15 protein-coding genes are annotated in these 18,291 nt (G+C 65.4%); 13 read left to right on the top strand and 2 right to left on the bottom strand.

What is annotated here, in order from left to right:
• Nucleotides 1-192: 192 nt before the first annotated feature.
• Genes CRO48_RS05250 through CRO48_RS05240 form a run of 3 tightly spaced genes read left to right on the top strand, consistent with a single transcriptional unit; the run spans nucleotide 193 to nucleotide 4,086 of the window.
• Complete coding sequence (locus CRO48_RS05250; RefSeq protein ID WP_097137002.1) at nucleotides 193-1,806, top strand: acyl CoA:acetate/3-ketoacid CoA transferase; 1,614 nt, start codon at nucleotides 193-195, stop codon at nucleotides 1,804-1,806.
• Entirely contained in the window at nucleotides 1,799-2,578 is a 780-nt protein-coding gene (locus CRO48_RS05245; protein ID WP_097137001.1) for an enoyl-CoA hydratase/isomerase family protein, read from the top strand. Before CRO48_RS05250 ends, CRO48_RS05245 begins: the two co-directional genes overlap by 8 nt.
• Nucleotides 2,578-4,086: an aldehyde dehydrogenase family protein gene (locus CRO48_RS05240; RefSeq protein ID WP_097136998.1), complete on the top strand. Its 1,509-nt coding sequence runs from the start codon at nucleotides 2,578-2,580 to the stop codon at nucleotides 4,084-4,086. The genes CRO48_RS05245 and CRO48_RS05240 overlap by 1 nt, the downstream gene beginning before the upstream one ends.
• A gap of 44 nt (nucleotides 4,087-4,130) precedes the next feature.
• Here the strand turns inward: CRO48_RS05240 and CRO48_RS05235 are convergent, their stop codons facing one another.
• A complete protein-coding gene (locus CRO48_RS05235; protein ID WP_280952635.1) occupies nucleotides 4,131-5,183 on the bottom strand; it encodes a LacI family transcriptional regulator in 1,053 nt (350 codons plus the stop codon).
• Nucleotides 5,184-5,515: 332 nt separating this feature from the next.
• Here CRO48_RS05235 and CRO48_RS05230 point away from each other — a divergent pair, with 332 nt between their 5' ends.
• The 9 genes from CRO48_RS05230 to CRO48_RS05190 all read left to right on the top strand — a co-directional run bounded on the left by CRO48_RS05230 (nucleotide 5,516) and on the right by CRO48_RS05190 (nucleotide 15,671).
• Complete coding sequence (locus CRO48_RS05230; RefSeq protein ID WP_097136996.1) at nucleotides 5,516-6,769, top strand: ABC transporter substrate-binding protein; 1,254 nt, start codon at nucleotides 5,516-5,518, stop codon at nucleotides 6,767-6,769.
• A 184-nt stretch (nucleotides 6,770-6,953) separates the two neighbouring features.
• A complete protein-coding gene (locus CRO48_RS05225; protein WP_097136995.1) occupies nucleotides 6,954-7,835 on the top strand; it encodes a carbohydrate ABC transporter permease in 882 nt (293 codons plus the stop codon).
• Nucleotides 7,832-8,713, top strand: a complete 882-nt coding sequence (locus CRO48_RS05220) for a carbohydrate ABC transporter permease (protein WP_097136992.1) — start codon at nucleotides 7,832-7,834, stop codon at nucleotides 8,711-8,713. Before CRO48_RS05225 ends, CRO48_RS05220 begins: the two co-directional genes overlap by 4 nt.
• 5 nt (nucleotides 8,714-8,718) lie before the next feature.
• Nucleotides 8,719-9,834, top strand: coding sequence for an ABC transporter ATP-binding protein (locus CRO48_RS05215; protein ID WP_097137485.1), 1,116 nt, complete (start codon nucleotides 8,719-8,721; stop codon nucleotides 9,832-9,834).
• A gap of 9 nt (nucleotides 9,835-9,843) precedes the next feature.
• Nucleotides 9,844-11,352 carry a GMC oxidoreductase gene (locus CRO48_RS05210; RefSeq protein ID WP_097136990.1) on the top strand — a complete coding sequence of 503 codons (1,509 nt, stop codon included), beginning with the start codon at nucleotides 9,844-9,846 and terminating at the stop codon, nucleotides 11,350-11,352.
• Nucleotides 11,352-12,149, top strand: a complete 798-nt coding sequence (locus CRO48_RS05205) for a 3-ketoacyl-ACP reductase (RefSeq protein WP_097136988.1) — start codon at nucleotides 11,352-11,354, stop codon at nucleotides 12,147-12,149. The genes CRO48_RS05210 and CRO48_RS05205 overlap by 1 nt, the downstream gene beginning before the upstream one ends.
• A 264-nt stretch (nucleotides 12,150-12,413) precedes the next feature.
• Nucleotides 12,414-14,069, top strand: a complete 1,656-nt coding sequence (locus CRO48_RS05195; protein WP_097136984.1) for a GMC family oxidoreductase — start codon at nucleotides 12,414-12,416, stop codon at nucleotides 14,067-14,069.
• 9 nt (nucleotides 14,070-14,078) lie between these two features.
• The gene (locus CRO48_RS32825; protein WP_245423434.1) at nucleotides 14,079-14,396 is read left to right on the top strand and encodes a Dabb family protein; all 318 of its coding nucleotides are present in this window, start codon (nucleotides 14,079-14,081) and stop codon (nucleotides 14,394-14,396) included.
• Between the two features lie 6 nt (nucleotides 14,397-14,402).
• Nucleotides 14,403-15,671 (top strand): glycerate kinase type-2 family protein, encoded by a 1,269-nt coding sequence (locus CRO48_RS05190; RefSeq protein WP_245423433.1) that lies wholly within the window; start codon nucleotides 14,403-14,405, stop codon nucleotides 15,669-15,671.
• Nucleotides 15,672-15,887: 216 nt separating this feature from the next.
• Here the strand turns inward: CRO48_RS05190 and CRO48_RS05185 are convergent, their stop codons facing one another.
• Nucleotides 15,888-16,733 carry a pseudouridine synthase gene (locus tag CRO48_RS05185; RefSeq protein ID WP_407071894.1) on the bottom strand — a complete coding sequence of 282 codons (846 nt, stop codon included), beginning with the start codon at nucleotides 16,731-16,733 and terminating at the stop codon, nucleotides 15,888-15,890.
• A 455-nt stretch (nucleotides 16,734-17,188) separates the two neighbouring features.
• Here CRO48_RS05185 and CRO48_RS05180 point away from each other — a divergent pair, with 455 nt between their 5' ends.
• The gene (locus CRO48_RS05180) at nucleotides 17,189-18,286 is read left to right on the top strand and encodes a carboxynorspermidine decarboxylase (RefSeq protein WP_097136981.1); all 1,098 of its coding nucleotides are present in this window, start codon (nucleotides 17,189-17,191) and stop codon (nucleotides 18,284-18,286) included.
• Nucleotides 18,287-18,291 lie beyond the last annotated feature (5 nt).

Here is an 18,291-nt window from a genome sequence, read left to right as displayed (position 1 = left end):
CGCCACAGCGGAAGCGGCCTTGTCTCCCCGTCGCGGAACAGCGCCGGGCGCTTGCGAAGCGACGGCAGGACCTGCCCCGCGATCGAATCGAGAAATCGCCCATCGGCCCGCCTTCGGGCACCTCCTCCCCGCCGGCGGGCAGGCAAAGCAGGGATCGACTTCGCCGGACCAATTCCAACTTCGGGCAGCATCATGACCAAGCACATTTCCCCCACCGAAGCAGCCGGCCTGATCCCTGACGGCGCCGTCGTGTCTGTGTCTTCGTCCTCCGGGCTGGGCTGCCCCGACCTGATGCTCAGGGCGATCGGCGAGCGCTTCGAGGCGACCGGGCATCCGCGAGACATCACCACCCTGCACCCGATCGCGGCCGGCGACATGAGCGGCATCAAGGGCGTGGACCACATCGCGAAGAAGGGGTTGCTGGCCAAAGTCATCGGCGGCTCCTACCCTTCCGGCCCCTCCTCTTCCGAGCCACCGCTGATCTGGCAGATGGTGACCGGCAACGAGATCCCCGCCTACAACATTCCCTCGGGCATCCTCTTCGACATGCACCGCGAAGCGGCGGCAAAGCGGCCGGGCGTTCTGACCAAGGTCGGTCTAGACACCTTCGTCGATCCGTCACGGGAGGGCTGCGCGATGAACGGGAAGGCTATGGCCGAACCGGTCGTCAAGAAAGTCGCGTTCGAGGGCGAGGACTGGCTCTACTTCCCGGCGATCGTACCGCAGGTGGCGATCATCCGGGCCACCACAGCCGACGAGCGCGGAAACCTCACCTACGAGCACGAGGGCGCCTACCTCGGCGGACTGGACCAGGCGCTCGCCGCCCGCAACAACGGCGGCATCGTCATCGCCCAGGTCAAGCGGATCACCAAGGACGGGTCGCTACGGCCGCACGACGTGCGCGTACCGGGCATGCTGGTCGACTACGTCGTTGTCGATCCCGACCAGAAGCAGACGACGCAGACGCCCTACGATCCGGCGATCTCGGGCGAGATCATGCGCCCGCTCGACACGTTCCGCGTGCCGGAATTCAACATCCAGAAGGTCATCGCCCGCCGCGTCGCACGAGAACTCGAGGCCGGAAGCTGCGTCAATCTCGGCTTCGGCATCTCCGCCAACGTGCCGCGCATCCTGCTGGAAGAAGGTCTTCACGGCGACGTCACCTGGGTGATCGAGCAGGGAGCCGTCGGCGGGGTGCCGCTGCTCGATTTCGCCTTCGGCTGCGCGTCCAACGCCGACGCCTACATGCCCTCGCCCTACCAGTTCACCTATTTCCAGGGTGCGGGCTTCGACGCATCGCTGCTGTCGTTCCTGGAGATCGGGCGCGACGGTTCAGTCAACGTCTCCAAGCTCTCCTTCCGGCCGCATGTCACGGCCGGCGCGGGCGGCTTCGTCGACATCACGGCGCGCGCCAGGAAGATCGTCTTCTCCGGCATGTTCAACGCGGGCGCGAAGCTCGGTGTCGACAATCAGAAGCTCACAATCGAGAAGGAAGGCAAGCTGAAGAAGCTGGTAAACGAAGTCGAGCACGTCACCTTCTCCGGCCGTCGCGCCGTCGAGCAGGGGCAGGACATCACCTACGTCACCGAGCGCTGCGTGATGAAGCTGACACCGAAGGGGGTCGTGCTTACCGAGATCGCACCGGGCATCGACCTGCAGGCGCACATTCTCGACCAGTCGGAATTTCCGCTGATCATCGCCGACGACCTGAAGACGATGGATGCCTCGCTGTTCACCGACGCGCCGCTCGGACTGGTGCTGCCGCGCAAGCCGCAACGAACCCTTGAGGGGGCGCGCCATGTCTGAGCCGCGTATCCGGGTGACCGTCGACGGTCCCATTGCCACGCTTACGATCGCGCGGCCGGAAAAGCTGAACGCCTTCGACATCGACATGCTCCGGCAGCTTGCCGCCGCCTGCGACGCGATCGAGGCGGAAGCCGCCGTGCGCGTCGCGATCCTGACCGGCGAAGGCAAGGCCTTTTCGGCCGGCGGCGACATCAAGGCCTGGGGCGGCATGGAGCCCAACGAATTCGGCCACGCCTGGGTGCGCTTCGGCCACCGGGTGTTCGAGCGTCTGGCGACATTGCGCATGCCGCTGATCGCCGCCGTCAACGGCCACGCGCTGGGAGGCGGGCTGGAGCTTGCCGCCGCAGCCGACATCCGGATCGCCGAGCGCCAGGTGAAGATCGGCCTGCCGGAAGCGGGCCTCGGCATGGTGCCCGGCTGGTCGGGCACGCAGCGGCTGGTGAAGCGTTTCGGCGCGCAGGCCGTGCGCCGCATGCTGCTCGGCGGCGAGGTGCTGACGGCAGAAGCAGCCGAGACGCTGGGCATCGTCGACCATGTGGTCGAGAGCGGCGCCTCGGTGCAGGCCGCCCGGGACTATGCGGCGCGCATCGCCGCACGCGGCCCGGCCGCGACCGAGATTTCCAAGCTGATGATCGCCGTTGCCAACGGCGAGGACAACGGCAGCGCGGTGGAGACCTTGGGCTCCATCCTCGTCGCCAAGACCGGGGACCTGAAGGAAGGCGTTGCCGCCTTCAGCGAAAAGCGCCCCGCAAACTTCAAGGGAGAATGGTGATGGCGGTCACAGTGCAGCCGAAGGCGCTACAGAACCACGCGGCACGCGATTTCCGCATGCTGATCGACGGCGCATGGGTCGCCTCCGATAGCGGTGCATCTCTCGAGCGCGTCGCTCCCGGCCACAGCGTTACCGTCAGCCGCTATCAGGCCGGCACGGCGAAGGATGCCGAGCGGGCGATCGCCGCCGCCCGCCGCGCCTTCGACGAAGGCCATTGGCCGCGGATGACGGGCGCGGAGCGCTCCAACATCCTGCTCAAGGCCGCCGACCTGATCGCCGCACGCGCCGACGAGCTTGCGTTTCTCGATGCGATCGAGAGCGGCAAGCCGATCAGCCAGGCGAAGGGCGAGCTCGGCGGCGCCGTCGACATCTGGCGCTATGCGGCAGCGCTCGCCCGCGACCTGCACGGCGAAAGCTACAACACGCTTGGCGACGGCACGCTCGGCGTCGTGCTGCGCGAGGCGATCGGCGTCGTGTCGATCATCACGCCGTGGAACTTCCCGTTCCTGATCGTAAGCCAGAAGCTTCCTTTCGCGCTCGCTGCCGGCTGCACCACCGTCGTCAAGCCGTCGGAGCTCACCTCAGGCTCGACGCTGGTGCTGGGCGAGATCCTGATCGAGGCCGGCGTTCCGGCCGGTGTGGTCAACATCGTCACCGGCACGGGGCCCGCGGTAGGCGCCCCGATGACGACGCATCCGGACGTCGACATGGTCTCCTTCACCGGTTCGACCGGCGTCGGCCGGCTGACGATGGCGAACGCGGCCCAGACCCTGAAGAAGGTCTCTCTCGAACTCGGCGGCAAGAATCCGCAGATCGTCTTCCCGGATGCCGACCTCGAAGCGTTCGTCGATGCCGCCGTCTTCGGCGCCTATTTCAACGCCGGCGAATGCTGCAATGCCGGCTCGCGGCTGATCCTGCATCGCGGCATAGCCGACGATGTGACGGCGCGCATCGCGGAGCTTTCGAAGAAAGTGCGCGTCGGCGATCCGCTCGATCCCTCCACGCAGGTGGGCGCGATCATCACGCCGCAGCACCTCGAAAAGATCGCGGGCTATGTCGCAGGGGCGCAGGATGCGGGCGCCGGCATTGCCCTTGGCGGCAGCCAGCTCGACCTCGGGCTCGGCCAGTTCATGGCACCGACCATCCTTTCCGGCGTGAAGCCGGACATGGCGGTCGCCCGCGAGGAGGTGTTCGGCCCCGTCCTTTCCGTCCTGACCTTCGAGACGACCGAGGAGGCGATCCGTATCGCCAACGCCATCGACTACGGCCTGTCGGCCGGCGTCTGGAGCCGCGACTTCGACACGTGCCTGACGATCGGCCGCCGTGTCCGCGCGGGTACGGTCTGGATGAACACCTTCATGGACGGAGCCTCGGAGCTGCCCTTCGGCGGTTATCGCCAGTCGGGGCTCGGACGCGAGCTCGGCCGTCATGCGGTGGAAGACTATACCGAGACCAAGACGCTCAACATGCACATCGGCGCACGCACCAACTGGTGGATGCCGCGATGAGGAGATCGTTTCCGACACCGGACGCCGTGGGGGTCCGCCTCCTGTCAGAGCGCTGGAAACCCCAGTTGCGGCGCCTGAAGAATGTGCAGGTCGGCGGTGTCGTCGCCGGCCACGCGCCTCAACAGCAGCGTTCCCATCGCCTCGCCGGCCGCCGTCAGGTCCTCGTAAATCGTCTCGACCTTTGGCTGGATCTGGGTGAGAAGATGCGAGGTCTGCTTGGCGACGATGTCGTATTCGACGCCGAGCGTCATGCCCCGATCGCTCATGCCGGTGATCGTTGCGAGCGCCGAGACCTCGCCCGGACAGACGAGACCGTCCGGCGCATCCCCACCCGCCCCGCGGCGGCGGACGTGGTCGCGGATCTGATCGGCCGGACAATCGAGGTCGATCGCTTCCGGCACCTCGAAGGCGATGCCGGCCTCGCGCACAGCGGTCATGAAGCCGTGCAGCATGTGCTGGCAGAAGGTCAGCCGCTTCGGCGGCGGAATGATCGCCACCTTCCGTCGTCCCTTGGAAATCAGCCGGCGCACGGCTTCGTGGGCGAAGGCAAAATTGTCGAAGTCGACATAGGCGTGCGGCGTCGTGAACTCCGTCCGCCCATGCGTCACGAAGGGAAAATCACGCTCGAGCAGCAGCCGCACCCGCGGGTCGAAAGGTTCGGTGCGCGACAGCACCAGGCCATCGGCCATTCCGTTGCGGATGATGTAGTTGACCGCCTCGACACTGCTGTCCTCGACGAAGTTGGGCGTGACGATCAGGTGATAGGGCGTGGCCTTCAGGGCGCGCGCCAGTCCGTGGATGACGGAGGTGCCAAAGCCCAGGATCTCCTCATGCGGATCAAGCAGCACGGAGATGACGTTCGTGCGTCCGGTCTTGAGGCGCTGGGCCGCACGGTCCGGCAGGTAACCGATCTCGCTTGCGACCTCGTGGACGCGCTTGCGGGTCGCCTCGGATATCTGCGGCGCGTTGCCGAGCGCCCGCGACACGGTGGTGACCGCAAGGCCGGTCATGTCGGCGATCGTCTTCAGCGTCGGCTTGCCGGTGCGCTGGGCCGTCCTGGCCGTGTCGATGTCGGAGAGCTTCTGTCGGCTGGGCACGGCAACGGTCTTTGGCTGAAGTTGATATTTCGGCGGCACCTTACAAAGACGATCCGCCCGGCGCAATCGTGCAATGCAAACGTTTTAAACTCGCATACGTTGCGGCGCACACAAACTTTTCTCGGAAAGACTCAGATTTTTCGCCGGAAACTGGCGATTTCTGAGGAAATTCGGTGTGGCTGGCCGTGCGCTTGACTCGTCGAATTTATAACGTTTTAAATTGAGCCGGCGGCACGCGCCGCAGCTCCAGAATTGTCGCCCGGGGTTGGGGGACGATGAGGAACGGCGGGAGGAGGATCCCGCCATTGGAACTTGCAAACGGGAGGAAAACGATGCGCAAGTTTGTAACGACGACCGCGATCGCCGCGGTGATGGTGGCACTCGGCGCCGGCGTATCCGCACGCGCTGCGGAAAATGTCGAAGTGCTGCACTGGTGGACGTCCGGCGGCGAGGCTGCCGCGCTCGACGTCCTGAAGAAAGACCTGGAATCGAAGGGCATCACCTGGACCGACATGCCGGTCGCCGGCGGCGGCGGCACCGAGGCGATGACCGTGCTGCGCGCCCGCGTCACAGCTGGCAACGCGCCGACGGCCGTGCAGATGCTCGGCTTCGACATTCTCGACTGGGCCAAGGAAGGCGCGCTCGGCAACCTGGACGAAGTGGCTTCCAAGGAGGGCTGGGACAAGGTGGTCCCCGGCGCCCTGCAGCAGTTCTCGAAGTATGACGGCCACTGGATCGCAGCACCCGTCAACGTCCACTCCACCAACTGGGTTTGGATCAACAAGGCGGCCCTCGACAAGGCCGGCGGCAAGGAGCCCCAGAACTGGGACGAACTGATCGCGCTGCTCGACAACTTCAAGGCGCAGGGCATCACCCCCGTCGCCCATGGCGGCCAGCCCTGGCAGGATGCGACGATCTTCGACGCCGTCGTGCTCTCGCTCGGAAACGACTTCTACAAGAAGGCCTTCATTGATCTCGATCCCGAAACGCTCGGCAGCGACCAGATGAAGGAAGCCTTCGACCGCATGACGAAGCTGCGCTCCTACGTGGACGACAACTTCTCCGGTCGCGACTGGAACCTCGCCTCCGCCATGGTCATCGAGGACAAGGCCGGCCTGCAGTTCATGGGCGACTGGGCCAAGGGCGAGTTCCTGAAGGCCGGCAAGAAGCCGGGCACGGACTTCGTCTGCATGCGCTTCCCGGGCACGCAGGGCTCCGTCACTTTCAACTCCGACCAGTTCGCCATGTTCAAGGTCGCCGACGACAAGGTTCCCGCCCAGCTCGCCATGGCATCCGCCATCGAAAGCCCGGTCTTCCAGTCGGCTTTCAACGTGGTCAAGGGTTCGGTCCCGGCCCGCACCGACGTGCCGGACACCGACTTCGACGACTGCGGCAAGAAGGGCATCAAGGACCTCGCCGAGGCGAACGCCAGCGGCACGCTCTACGGCTCCATGGCGCACGGCCACGCCAACCCGGCCGCCGTCAAGAACGCGATCTATGACGTGGTGACCCGCCAGTTCAACGGCGAGCTTTCCTCCGAGGAAGCCACCAAGGAACTGGTCGCCGCGGTCGAAGGCGCGAAGTAGGCGTCATGTTCGGGGCTTTGCCCCTCATCCGCCTGCCGGCAGCTTCTCCCCGCGCGCGGGGAGAAGGGCACATGCCGCACCGTATCCGTATCCGTCCCCTCTCCCCGCCTGCGGGGGGAGGTTCAGGGTGAGGGGCAGCCTCCCCGCACCGAGAAGACATATTCACAACAGAGTGGAAACGCTTATGGACAGCCGCTCGCGCCTGCAGGAGCTTCTTCCCAAGCTCGTGCTCGCCCCCAGCTTCCTCATAGTCCTGGTGTTCGTCTACGGCTTCATCGCCTACACGGGACTCCTGTCGCTGACGGACAGCAAGATGCTGCCGTCCTACAATTTCGTCGGGCTGCAGAACTATGTGCGGCTGTGGTCCCTGCCGCACTGGTGGCGGGCGATCTCGAATCTTGCGATCTTCGCCTCGCTCTACATCGTCATCTGCAGCGTGCTGGGCCTCGGGCTTGCGATCCTGCTCGACCAGCGCATCCGTATCGAGGGGCTCTTGCGGCCGATCTACCTCTACCCGATGGCGCTGTCCTTCATCGTCACCGGCACGGCCTGGAAATGGTTCCTCGACCCCGGCATCGGCCTTGAGAACACCATGCATCTATGGGGCTGGGAGAGCTTCTCGTTCAACTGGATCAAGGACCGAAACTACGCGATCTACTGCGTCGTGATCGCCGCCGTCTGGCAGTCGTCCGGCTTCGTCATGGCGATGTTTTTGGCAGGCTTGCGCGGCGTCGACAACGAGATCATCAAGGCCGCCCAGATCGACGGCGCCTCCACGATGACCGTCTACCGCCGCATCATCATCCCGCTGATGCGGCCGATCTTCCTCTCGGCCTTCGTCGTGCTCGCCCACCTCGCCATCAAGGCCTACGACCTGGTCATCGCGCTGACCGGCGGCGGACCTGGCCAGGCGACCGAGCTGCCGGCGACCTTCATGTATTCCTATACCTTCACCCGCAACCAGATGGGGATCGGCGCGTCCTCGGCGATCATCATGCTGATCATGATCTTCTCGATCATCGTTCCCTATCTCTATTCCGAAATCCGTGGAGGCAGGGGCCGATGAGTGCTGCAAGCTCCGACAACGTCATCAGCCACGGCCGCCTGACGCGCGTGCTGATCTATACGGCGCTGATCATCTTCGCCGTCTATTACCTGCTGCCGCTTTACGTGATGGTGGTCAATTCGCTCAAGCCGCTGGAGGAAATCCGTCAGGGCGGCATGCTGAACCTGCCGCAGGTGTGGACGATCGAGCCCTGGTTGTCGGCCTGGTCGACGGCGCAGATCGGCGTGCAGCCGACGGGCCTGCGCCCGTTCTTCATCAATTCGATCCTCATGGTGGTCCCGGCGGTGGCGATCTCCACCATCATCGGCGCGCTCAATGGCTACGTGCTGACGAAATGGCCGTTCCGCGGCTCGAACATCTTCTTCGGCCTGCTGCTGCTGTCCTGCTTCATCCCGTTCCAGATCGTGCTCATCCCGATGGCGCGCATGCTCGGCCTCTTTGGCATCGCCGGCACCATCTGGGGGCTGATCATGGTGCATGTGATCTACGGCATCGGCTTCACGACGCTTTATTTCCGCAACTACTACGAAAACTTCCCGACCGAGCTGGTGCGGGCAGCGCAGATCGACGGCGCGAGCTTCTTCCAGATCTTCCGCCGCATCCTGCTGCCGTCCTCCGGGCCGATCATCGTCGTCTCCGTCATCTGGCAGTTCACCAATATCTGGAACGACTTCCTGTTCGGCGCGTCCTTCTCCGGCCCCTATTCGACGCCGATGACGGTGGCGCTGAACAACCTCGTCTCCTCGTCGACCGGCGTGAAGGAATACAACGTCCACTTCGCGGGCGCGATCCTCGCAGCCCTTCCCACCCTCATCGTCTACATCGTCTCCGGCCGCTACTTCGTCCGCGGCCTGATGTCCGGCGCCGTGAAAGGATGACCGCCATGTCGTTTCTCAAGATCAGCAATCTTCGCAAGTCCTACGGCGCGCTGGAAATCCTGAAGGACATCAACCTGGAAATCGAACAGGGCGGTTTCCTCGTGCTCGTCGGCCCCTCCGGCTGCGGCAAGTCCACGCTGCTCAACACCATCGCCGGTCTGGAGCCGATCACCTCCGGCGACATCGCCATCGACGGCCGCTCGGTCGCGGGCCTGCACCCCTCCAAGCGCGACATCGCCATGGTGTTCCAGTCCTATGCGCTCTATCCGAACATGACGGTGGCCGGGAACATCGCCTTCGGCATGGAGATCCGCGGGGTTCCCAAGGATCAACGCGACAAGGCGATCAAGCAGGTCGCCGAGATGCTTCAGATCGGCCACCTGCTCGACCGCAAGCCAGGCCAGCTCTCCGGCGGCCAGCGCCAGCGCGTCGCCATGGGCCGGGCGCTCGTGCGCGATCCCAAGCTGTTCCTGTTCGACGAACCGCTCTCCAACCTCGACGCCAAGCTGCGCGTCGACATGCGCACCGAGATCAAGCGTCTGCACCAACGCATGAAGACCACGATCGTCTACGTCACCCATGACCAGATAGAGGCGATGACGCTGGCGACAAAGATCGCCGTGCTGAAGGACGGCGTGCTGCAGCAGTTCGGATCGCCGGCGGAGATCTACAACAACCCGGCCAACATGTTCGTGGCCGATTTCATGGGTTCGCCGGCCATGAACCTCCTGAAGGCGAAGGTCGAAGGGGACGGTGGCAGCCTGGCGGTGTCGCTCGCCCGCCTCGAGGCCGAGCCGCTCAGGCTCGTCGTCAACAATGCGCCGCAGGGCCTAGGCGCCTACCGCGGCAAGGACGTGGTCTTCGGCATCCGCCCCGAGGCACTCACCGATCCCGAGGGTGCTGATCACAACGCCCGCACGATCGCCGAGGGCGAATGCCTGATCGAGGTGGTGGAGCCCGCCGGTGCCGACACCTTCGCCGTGACACATCTCGGCGGCAAGGAGATCGTGGCCCGCCTGCGCGCCGACGCGCGCATCTCCGCCGGGCAAAAAGCGAGGCTTGCCTTCAATCTCGACAAGGCCGTCTTCTTCGACCCCGACAGCCAGCGCCGCATCGCCTGAGACGACGACATGACCTCGCAGCCCGACATCGTCATCATCGGCTCCGGCATCGGCGGAGCAACCGTCGCCGCCGGCTTGGCCGCCAGCGGCGCCCGCATCCTGATCCTCGAGGCCGGCAGCCACATCGAGGACCGGCCGGAGAACCGCGACCAGCGGGCGATCTTCCAGCGCGGCCACTTCCGTCCGAAGGAGACGTGGTACGAGGCCGGCGGTGAGGGCTTCAACCCCGGCAACTACTACAATGTCGGCGGCAATTCGAAGTTCTTCGGCGCGGTCCTCGTGCGCTATCGCCGCGAGGATTTCCTGGAGATGCGCCATCGCGAGGGCGTCTCGCCGGCATGGCCGTTCGCTTACGAGGAACTGGAGCCGTGGTATTCGGCTGCGGAAAAGCTCTACCAGGTTCGCGGCGCGCTCGACGAGGATCCGACCGAGCCGCCGCATTCGGCGGCCTATCCCTTTCCGCCGGTCCCGGACGAACCGGCGATCGCGCTGGTGCGCAAGCGGCTGAAGGCGGTTGGCATCCACCCCTATTCATTGCCTCTCGGAATCGACCTCGAGCGTTGGCTGAGAAAGGCAAAGACGCCGTGGGACGCCCATCCGAACGCCGACGACGGCAAGATGGACGCCGAGACGGCAGCACTTGCTGAGGCCTTGCGACACCCGAACGTGACGCTGCAGACCGACAGCCGCGTCACGCGGCTCGTGACCGGCCCGGACGGGCGCTCGATCACCGGGATCCGCTATGTCCGGGACGGGGTGGAGGCGAGCCTTTCGCCGAAACTCGTCATCCTCTCCGCAGGCGCCGTGCAGTCGGCAGCCCTGCTGTTGCGCTCGGCGAGCGAGAGCCATCCCCGCGGGCTCGCCAATTCGTCCGACCAGGTCGGGCGCAACTTCATGAACCACAATTCCAGTGCAGTGATCGCGATCTCGCCCACGTTCCGCAACACCTCGATCTACCAAAAGACCCTCGGCTTCAACGATTTCTACCTCTCCGACGGAGCCGGCGGGCCACCGCTCGGAAATGTCCAGCTGCTCGGCCGTATCTCCGGCAAGGTGCTGAAAGCCAACCTGCCGCAGGTGCCGGAATGGCTGCTGGACCGCGTCTCACGGCATGCGGTCGATTTCTACGCCATGAGCGAAGACCTGCCGCACCCCGAAAGCCGGATCACCGTCGACGGCGATCGGATCGTGCTGAAATGGACCCGTACCAACTGGGACGCCCATCTCGAGCTGGTGGCGAAGCTGAAGGCGGTGCTGAAGAAGGCGGGCTTCCCGATCGTCTTGTCGCGCGCCTTCGACAAGCGCACGCCCTCCCACCAGTGCGGAACCGTGCGCCTCGGCAGCGACGCGGCAACCGCGCCGCTCGACATCTATTGCCGCTCGTTCGACCATCCCAACCTCTTCGTCGTCGATGCATCGTTCCTGCCGACCTCGGCGGCGGTCAACCCGGCACTGACGATTGCCGCGCAGGCGCTGCGCGTGGCCGAACACATCCGAGCCAGGGAGGCTGTCGCGTGATGACTTCGTTTCGCTCGCTCCGCCATCGGAAAACCCGCCCGCTCGCCATCGTCACCGGCGGCCGTCGCGGCATCGGGCTCGGCATCGCCCGGGCTCTTGCTGTGGACGGCTTCGACATCGCCATCACCGGCATCGGCGCCTCGGACGAGGGCACCGACACTGTGCTCGCAAAGCTCGGCGAAGCCGGAGCGAAGGCGGCCTATTTCCAGGCCGATCTTGCCGCGGTCGAGAGCCATCATGAGACGGTCGAGGCCATTGTCGACGCTTTCGGCCACATCGATTGCCTGGTCAACAACGCTGGCATCGCCTCGGTGGTGCGTGGCGACTTTCTCGACCTCCAGCCTGAGAATTTCGACACGATCGTCGCCACCAACCTGCGCGGCACGGTGTTCTTCACGCAGGCCGTGCTGCGCGCGATGCTCGCGGCGCCGGCCACCCATCCGCGGTCGATCGTCAACATCACGTCTGTCTCGGCTGCTCTGTCTTCGCCCGAACGGCTCGACTACTGCATGACGAAGGCGGGACTCGCCGCCTTCAGCCAGGGGCTGGCGGTGCGGCTGGCCGAGACCGGCATCGCCGTCTTCGAGATCCGCCCCGGCATCATCCGCTCGGAAATGACCGCAAGCGTTTCGGCCAAGTACGATGCGCTGATCGCAGGCGGGCTTGTGCCGATGAAACGCTGGGGCGAGCCGGAGGACATCGGCACCGCCGTTGCAGCCCTCGCATCGGGCCGCTTCGCTTTTGCGACGGGGTCGGTGATCGACCTGGACGGAGGGCTCTCGATCGGGCGGCTGTGATGCACCGGGGTGGTGACATTTCGGTCGCGTGGATTTCGCTGTCGCCCCTCACCCTGACCCTCTCCCCCAAGCGGAGAGAGGGGACGTGCAGCCCCGCGACTTGCGTCCTGCTCCCCGCTTGCGGGGAGAAGGGGCGGCAGCCGGATGAGGGGCACGGCTTCGGCGGGTGGAATGGAAGCATTGCCGAGCGCGATGTGGCCGAGCGACGGGGCCGCCACGCGCGAAATGAATAAACGAATGGCCTGATTGCCTGAGGAAACGTGCATGGCTTACGACTACATCATCACCGGCGCCGGCCCCGCAGGCTGCGTGCTCGCCAACCGCCTCTCGGAAGACCCCACGGTGCGCGTCCTCCTGCTGGAGGCCGGCGGCGGCGACTGGAACCCGCTGTTCCACATGCCGGCCGGCTTTGCCAAGATGACCAAGGGGGTCGCCAGCTGGGGCTGGGAGACGGTGCCGCAGAAGCACATGAAGGGCCGCGTGCTGCGCTATACCCAGGCCAAGGTCATCGGCGGCGGCTCGTCGATCAACGCCCAACTCTACACCCGTGGCAATGCGACGGACTATGACCTCTGGGCCAGCGAAGACGGCTGCGAGGGATGGGACTATCGCTCCGTGCTGCCCTACTTCAAGCGCGCGGAGGACAACCAGCGCTTTTTCGACGACTACCATGCCTATGGCGGGCCGCTCGGCGTCTCGATGCCGGTCTCCGGCCTGCCGATCTGCGACGCCTACATTCGCGCCGGCCAGGAACTCGGCATTCCGCACAATCACGACTTCAACGGCCGCCAGCAGGCCGGCGTCGGCTTCTACCAGCTGACGCAGCGCAACCGGCGGCGTTCCTCGGCCTCGCTGGCCTATCTCTCGCCGATCAGGGATCGGAAGAACCTGACGATCCGCACCGGCGCCCGCGTCACCCGCATCCTCATCGAAGGTAGCCGCGCCGTCGGGGTCGAGGTCGCGACCTCGCGCGGGCTGGAGACATTGCGGGCGGAGCGCGAGGTTCTCGTCTCCTCCGGTGCCATCGGCTCGCCGAAGCTCCTGCTGCAGTCGGGCATCGGCCCGGCCGACCATCTCAAGACGGCCGGCGTGCCGGTGAAGCACGACCTGCCCGGCGTCGGCTCGAACCTGCAGGATCATCTCGACCTGTTCGTCATCTGCGAATGCACGGGCGATCACACCTACGACAACGTGGCAAAGCTCCACCGCACGCTCTGGGCGGGCTTGCAATACGTGCTGTTCCGTTCCGGCCCGGTCGCCTCCTCGCTCTTCGAGACCGGCGGGTTCTGGTATGCCGATCCGGACGCCCGCTCGCCCGACATCCAGTTCCACCTCGGCCTCGGCTCCGGCATCGAGGCGGGCGTCGAGCGGCTGAAGAATGCCGGCGTGACGCTGAACTCCGCCTATCTGCATCCCCGTTCGCGCGGCACGGTCCGACTCGCCTCGGCCGATCCGGCAGTTGCGCCGCTGATCGACCCGAACTACTGGGCGGATCCGCACGACCGCAAGATGTCGATCGAAGGGCTGAAGATCGCCCGCGAGATCATGCAGCAACCGGCGCTGAAGCCTTTCGTTCTTGCCGAACGGCTGCCCGGCCCCAAATATCTCACCGACGAGGATCTGTTCGACTACGGCTGCGCCAATGCCAAGACCGATCACCATCCCGTCGGCACCTGCAAGATGGGCACGGGCGCAGATGCCGTCGTCGGGCTCGATCTCAGGGTGCACGGGCTGGAAGGATTGCGGGTTTGCGATTCGTCCGTGATGCCGCGCGTGCCCTCGTGCAACACCAATGCGCCGACGATCATGGTGGGCGAGAAGGGCGCAGACATCATCCGCGACCTGCAGCCGCTGCCGCCGCAGATCTTCGCCCACGAGCGCAACGACACCCGGGCACGCGCCCGCACCGATATCCGATAGGAGCACCGCATGATCCGCCACTGCGTCTTCATCCGCTTCAAGCCGACGATCAGTGCGGCCGCCAAGTCCGAGATATTCGACGAGATCGTGGCCCTGAAGGACCGCATCCCGGGGCTGCTTGCCGTCCATGTCGGCACCAATGTCAGCCCCGAAACGGGTATGGACAAGGGATTTTCCGACGGCTTCATCGTCGACTTCGACGACAGCTTCGCGCGCGACACCTATCTTGCCGACGAGGAACACAGAAAGACCGGGGCGAAGATCGTAGCCGCCGCCCTCGACGGTGTCGCCGGGGTACTTGTGTACGACCTCGAATCGATCGATTGATACGGCATGATCGACAATCCGCGCGCCTTTCTCGCCTCGCTGTTCCATGAAGCCGTCAAGGCGGCCGATCCGCTGGCCGCCATCCTTGCCCACCTGCCGAAGCGGCCGAAAGGGCGCACGATCGTCGTCGGCGCGGGCAAAGCGGCCAGCCAGATGGCCGCAGCGCTCGAAAACGTCTGGGAAGGACCGCTCGAAGGAACAGTCGTCGCCCAGCACGGGGCGGTCGCCGCCTGCCGGCGGATCGAGGTGCTGCAGGCTGCCCACCCGGTCCCCGACACGGCCGGCCTTTTCGCCGCCCGGCGATTGCTCGGACTGGTAGACGGGCTCAGCGAAGACGATCTCGTCATCGCCCTGATTTCCGGCGGCGGCTCGTCGCTGTTGCCGGCACCCGCGGGCGATCTGACGCTCGAAGACGAGATCGCCGTCAATCGGGCGCTGCTCGCCTCCGGCGCGCCCATCTCCGCCATGAACGTGGTGCGCAAGCACGTCTCGCGCATCAAGGGAGGGCGGCTGGCCTATTCGGCGTTTCCGGCGAAGGTGGTGAGCCTGATCGTCTCCGACATTCCCGGCGACAATCCCGCACATGTCGCCTCCGGTCCCACCGTGCCGGACGCCTCGACGCCGTCGGACGCAATCGACATCGTCCACCAGTACCGCATGCAGCTGCCACAGCGCGTGATGGCGCATCTGGCCTCCGATGCAGCCGCCGCACCTGGCCCGGACCATCCGGCCTTCGCCAACCAGCAACATCACGTGATCGCTTCGGCACGCGTCTCGCTGGAGGCGGCCGCATCCAAGGCGCGCGCGGCCGGCATCGACACCTTCATCCTCTCCGACGCGATAGAGGGAGAAGCGCGCGATATCGGTCTGATGCATGCGGCCATCGCGCGGGAGGTGCGCACGCGCAACCGCCCCTTCCCTGCGCCGTCCCTGATCCTCTCGGGCGGTGAAACGACCGTCTCGATCCGGGGCGAAAGCTTCGGCAAGGGCGGCCGCAACAGCGAACTTCTGCTCTCCTTCGCGATTGCCATCGACGGCCTCGCCGGCATCCATGCGCTCGCCGCCGACACCGACGGCCGGGACGGCTCCGAGCACAACGCCGGCGCCTTTGCCGACGGCGCCTCCATCGCCCGCATGCGCGCCGCCGGACAGGATCCGCGCGCCCGCCTTCTCGGCCACGACGCCTACACCGCCTTCCAGGCTGCCGGCGATCTCTTCGAGACGGGCCCGACCGGGACCAATGTCAACGACTTCCGCGCGATCCTGATCGAATAGGCGTCGATTTCAGCCAAAGCGGTGTGCGGCGCAGCCTGTTCAGCCGATCCGCCGGCCGCTCTCCGCGTCAAAAAGGTGCATGGCATCCTCGTCGAAGGAAAGCTCGACCTCCTGCCCCACCCCCACGAGCGTCCGCGGCGGCATCCTCGACTTGCATCGGCTCGGTGGGCCGCAGTCGGCTGAGCTGCGGCGGCGTGACTGCGCCGGGCACGCGCCTCAGCGCTGCTTTCGCCGCGCCGCGGTGCCGGAGGATTTCGCGCCCGCCGCATTCAGCCCCGCGCCCCGCTGCAGGGATTGGACCTCGGCGTCGGTGAGGAAGCGGGTCGCGCCCTTTGCGAGGTCGCCAAGGGCGATATCGCCGATGGCAACGCGAACGAGCCGCAGGCATTCGAGCCCCATGGCCTCCAGCATGCGGCGGATCTGGCGGTTCTTGCCCTCGGTGAGCTCCACTTCCAGCCAGGCGTTCTTTTCCCCCGCGCGCAGCAGCCGCACCGCCGCGGCCGTCAGCGTCTGGCCGTCCACCTCCATGCCTGTCGTCATGCGAGCGATCTCGGCCTCGCCCGGTCGGCCGGAGACCTGCACGTGATAGATCTTTCGGACGTCCTTGTCCGGATCGAGCAGCCGCTGCGCCAGTTGCGTGTCGTTGGTGAAGAGCAGAAGCCCCTCGCTGGCCTTGTCGAGGCGACCGACCGGCGCGACGAAGGGGAGGTCCAGCCCCTCGAGGCAATCGAAGACGGTGTTGCGTCCCTCGGGATCGTCCCGCGTCGTCACCAGGCCGCGCGGCTTGTTCAGCGCTAGATAGACCTTGGCATGCGCCTTTAGCGGCTGACCGTCGAGCTCGATCCGGTCGGACGCCATGTCCACCCAGGCCTCGACGTCGTTGACGACCCGCTTGTTGACCCGCACCCGCCCGTCGACGATCAGCTTTTCGGCCTGCTTGCGCGAGCAGATGCCGAGCTTGGAAAAGGCCCGCGGCAGCGTGACCCTGTTGGCTTGGTTCGGCATGGGCTTTCTGGGCAAGGGAACGCTCCGATGGCGATGGGTGCGCCGACCATGTCGAATTTGCAATGCCGCAAAGACCCGCAGGCGCGTCTCCGTCAGATACCATCCTGCCCTGTTTTCGCAAGAGCCAGACCAAGGGGCCGGATAGCGGCCAAGATGCGGCTTGCCTTGACTTCCCCGGCCGTACGGCTAGATAGGCGCCATGCTGTCTTTGCTCTCTCACACAGGTCAGGAGTTGTCGCGCTTTGGCGCGCGATTGTAGCCCGACCGTCACATTTGCGCTGTAAACGGTCGGGGTGACCCGCATGCCGGCACGCGAACGCCAAGAGAGACAGAAACGCCGCTGCCGGTGCCTTGCGCGAATGGCAGGCTCTTCCGGATTGAAGATGACAGTTCCCTGACCTGAAGACCGCGATGCCCGAGCGCATCGAGTAGACATGGGACCTACCAGATGGGCGCCGGCTACGGGTGCGCTCATCGGGCTGCAACATCCGCTCCACGAAAGACCAGAATTGATGATCCAGACGCCCTACTACCTGATCGACAAGTCGAAGCTGCTTCTGAACATGGAAAAGATCGCAAGGCTCCGCGAGCTTTCCGGCGCGAAGGCTCTGTTGGCGCTGAAGTGCTTCGCGACCTGGGGCGTGTTCGACTTCATGCGCGACTACATGGACGGCACGACGTCCTCGTCGCTGAACGAGGTGCGTCTCGGCCACGAGCGCTTCGGCAAGGAGACGCACGCCTATTCGGTCGCCTATGCCGACTACGAGATCGACGAGGTCGTCAGCCACGCCGACAAGATCATCTTCAACTCGATCGGCCAGTTGCAGCGCTTCGACAGGCAATCGTCCGGCATCGTCCGGGGTCTTCGCCTCAACCCCGGCGTCTCCTCGTCCAGCTTCGACCTCGCCGATCCCGCCCGCCCCTTTTCTAGGCTTGGCGAGTGGGACGTGAAGAAGGTCGAGCCGGTCATGGACATGATCTCCGGCTTCATGATCCACAACAATTGCGAGAACGGCGACTTCGACCTTTTCGACCGCATGCTCGGCGCGATCGAGGAGAAGTTCGCCCCACTGTTGCGCAAGGCGGAATGGGTCAGCCTCGGCGGCGGCATCCACTTCACCGGCGAGAACTACCCGCTGGAGCAATTCGCCGAGCGCCTGAAGCGCTTTGCCGGGGAATACGGCGTGCAGGTCTATCTGGAGCCCGGCGAGGCCTCGATCACCAGGTCCACCACGCTGGAGGTGACGGTGCTCGACACGCTTTTCAACGGCAAGAACCTTGCGATCGTCGATTCATCGATCGAAGCCCACATGCTGGATCTTCTGATCTACCGCGAGAGCGCCAAGCTCACCCCCAACAAGGGCCCACACCGCTGGATGATCTGCGGCAAGTCGTGCCTGGCCGGCGACATCTTCGGCGAGTTCGACTTCGAAAACGAAATCAAGGTCGGCGACCGCATCTCGATCCAGGACGCCGCCGGTTATACAATGGTCAAGAAGAACTGGTTCAACGGCGTAAAAATGCCGGCCATCGCCATCCGCGAACTGGATGGCTCGATCAGGACGGTCCGCGACTTCACCTATGCGGACTACGAGCAGAGCCTCTCCTGAGGTCA

The organism is Rhizobium subbaraonis, assembly GCF_900220975.1.
GTDB classification, from domain to species: domain Bacteria; phylum Pseudomonadota; class Alphaproteobacteria; order Rhizobiales; family Rhizobiaceae; genus Mycoplana; species Mycoplana subbaraonis.
The sequence above is the reverse complement of the archived record's forward strand: the minus strand, read 5'-3'. Positions and strand labels throughout refer to the sequence as shown.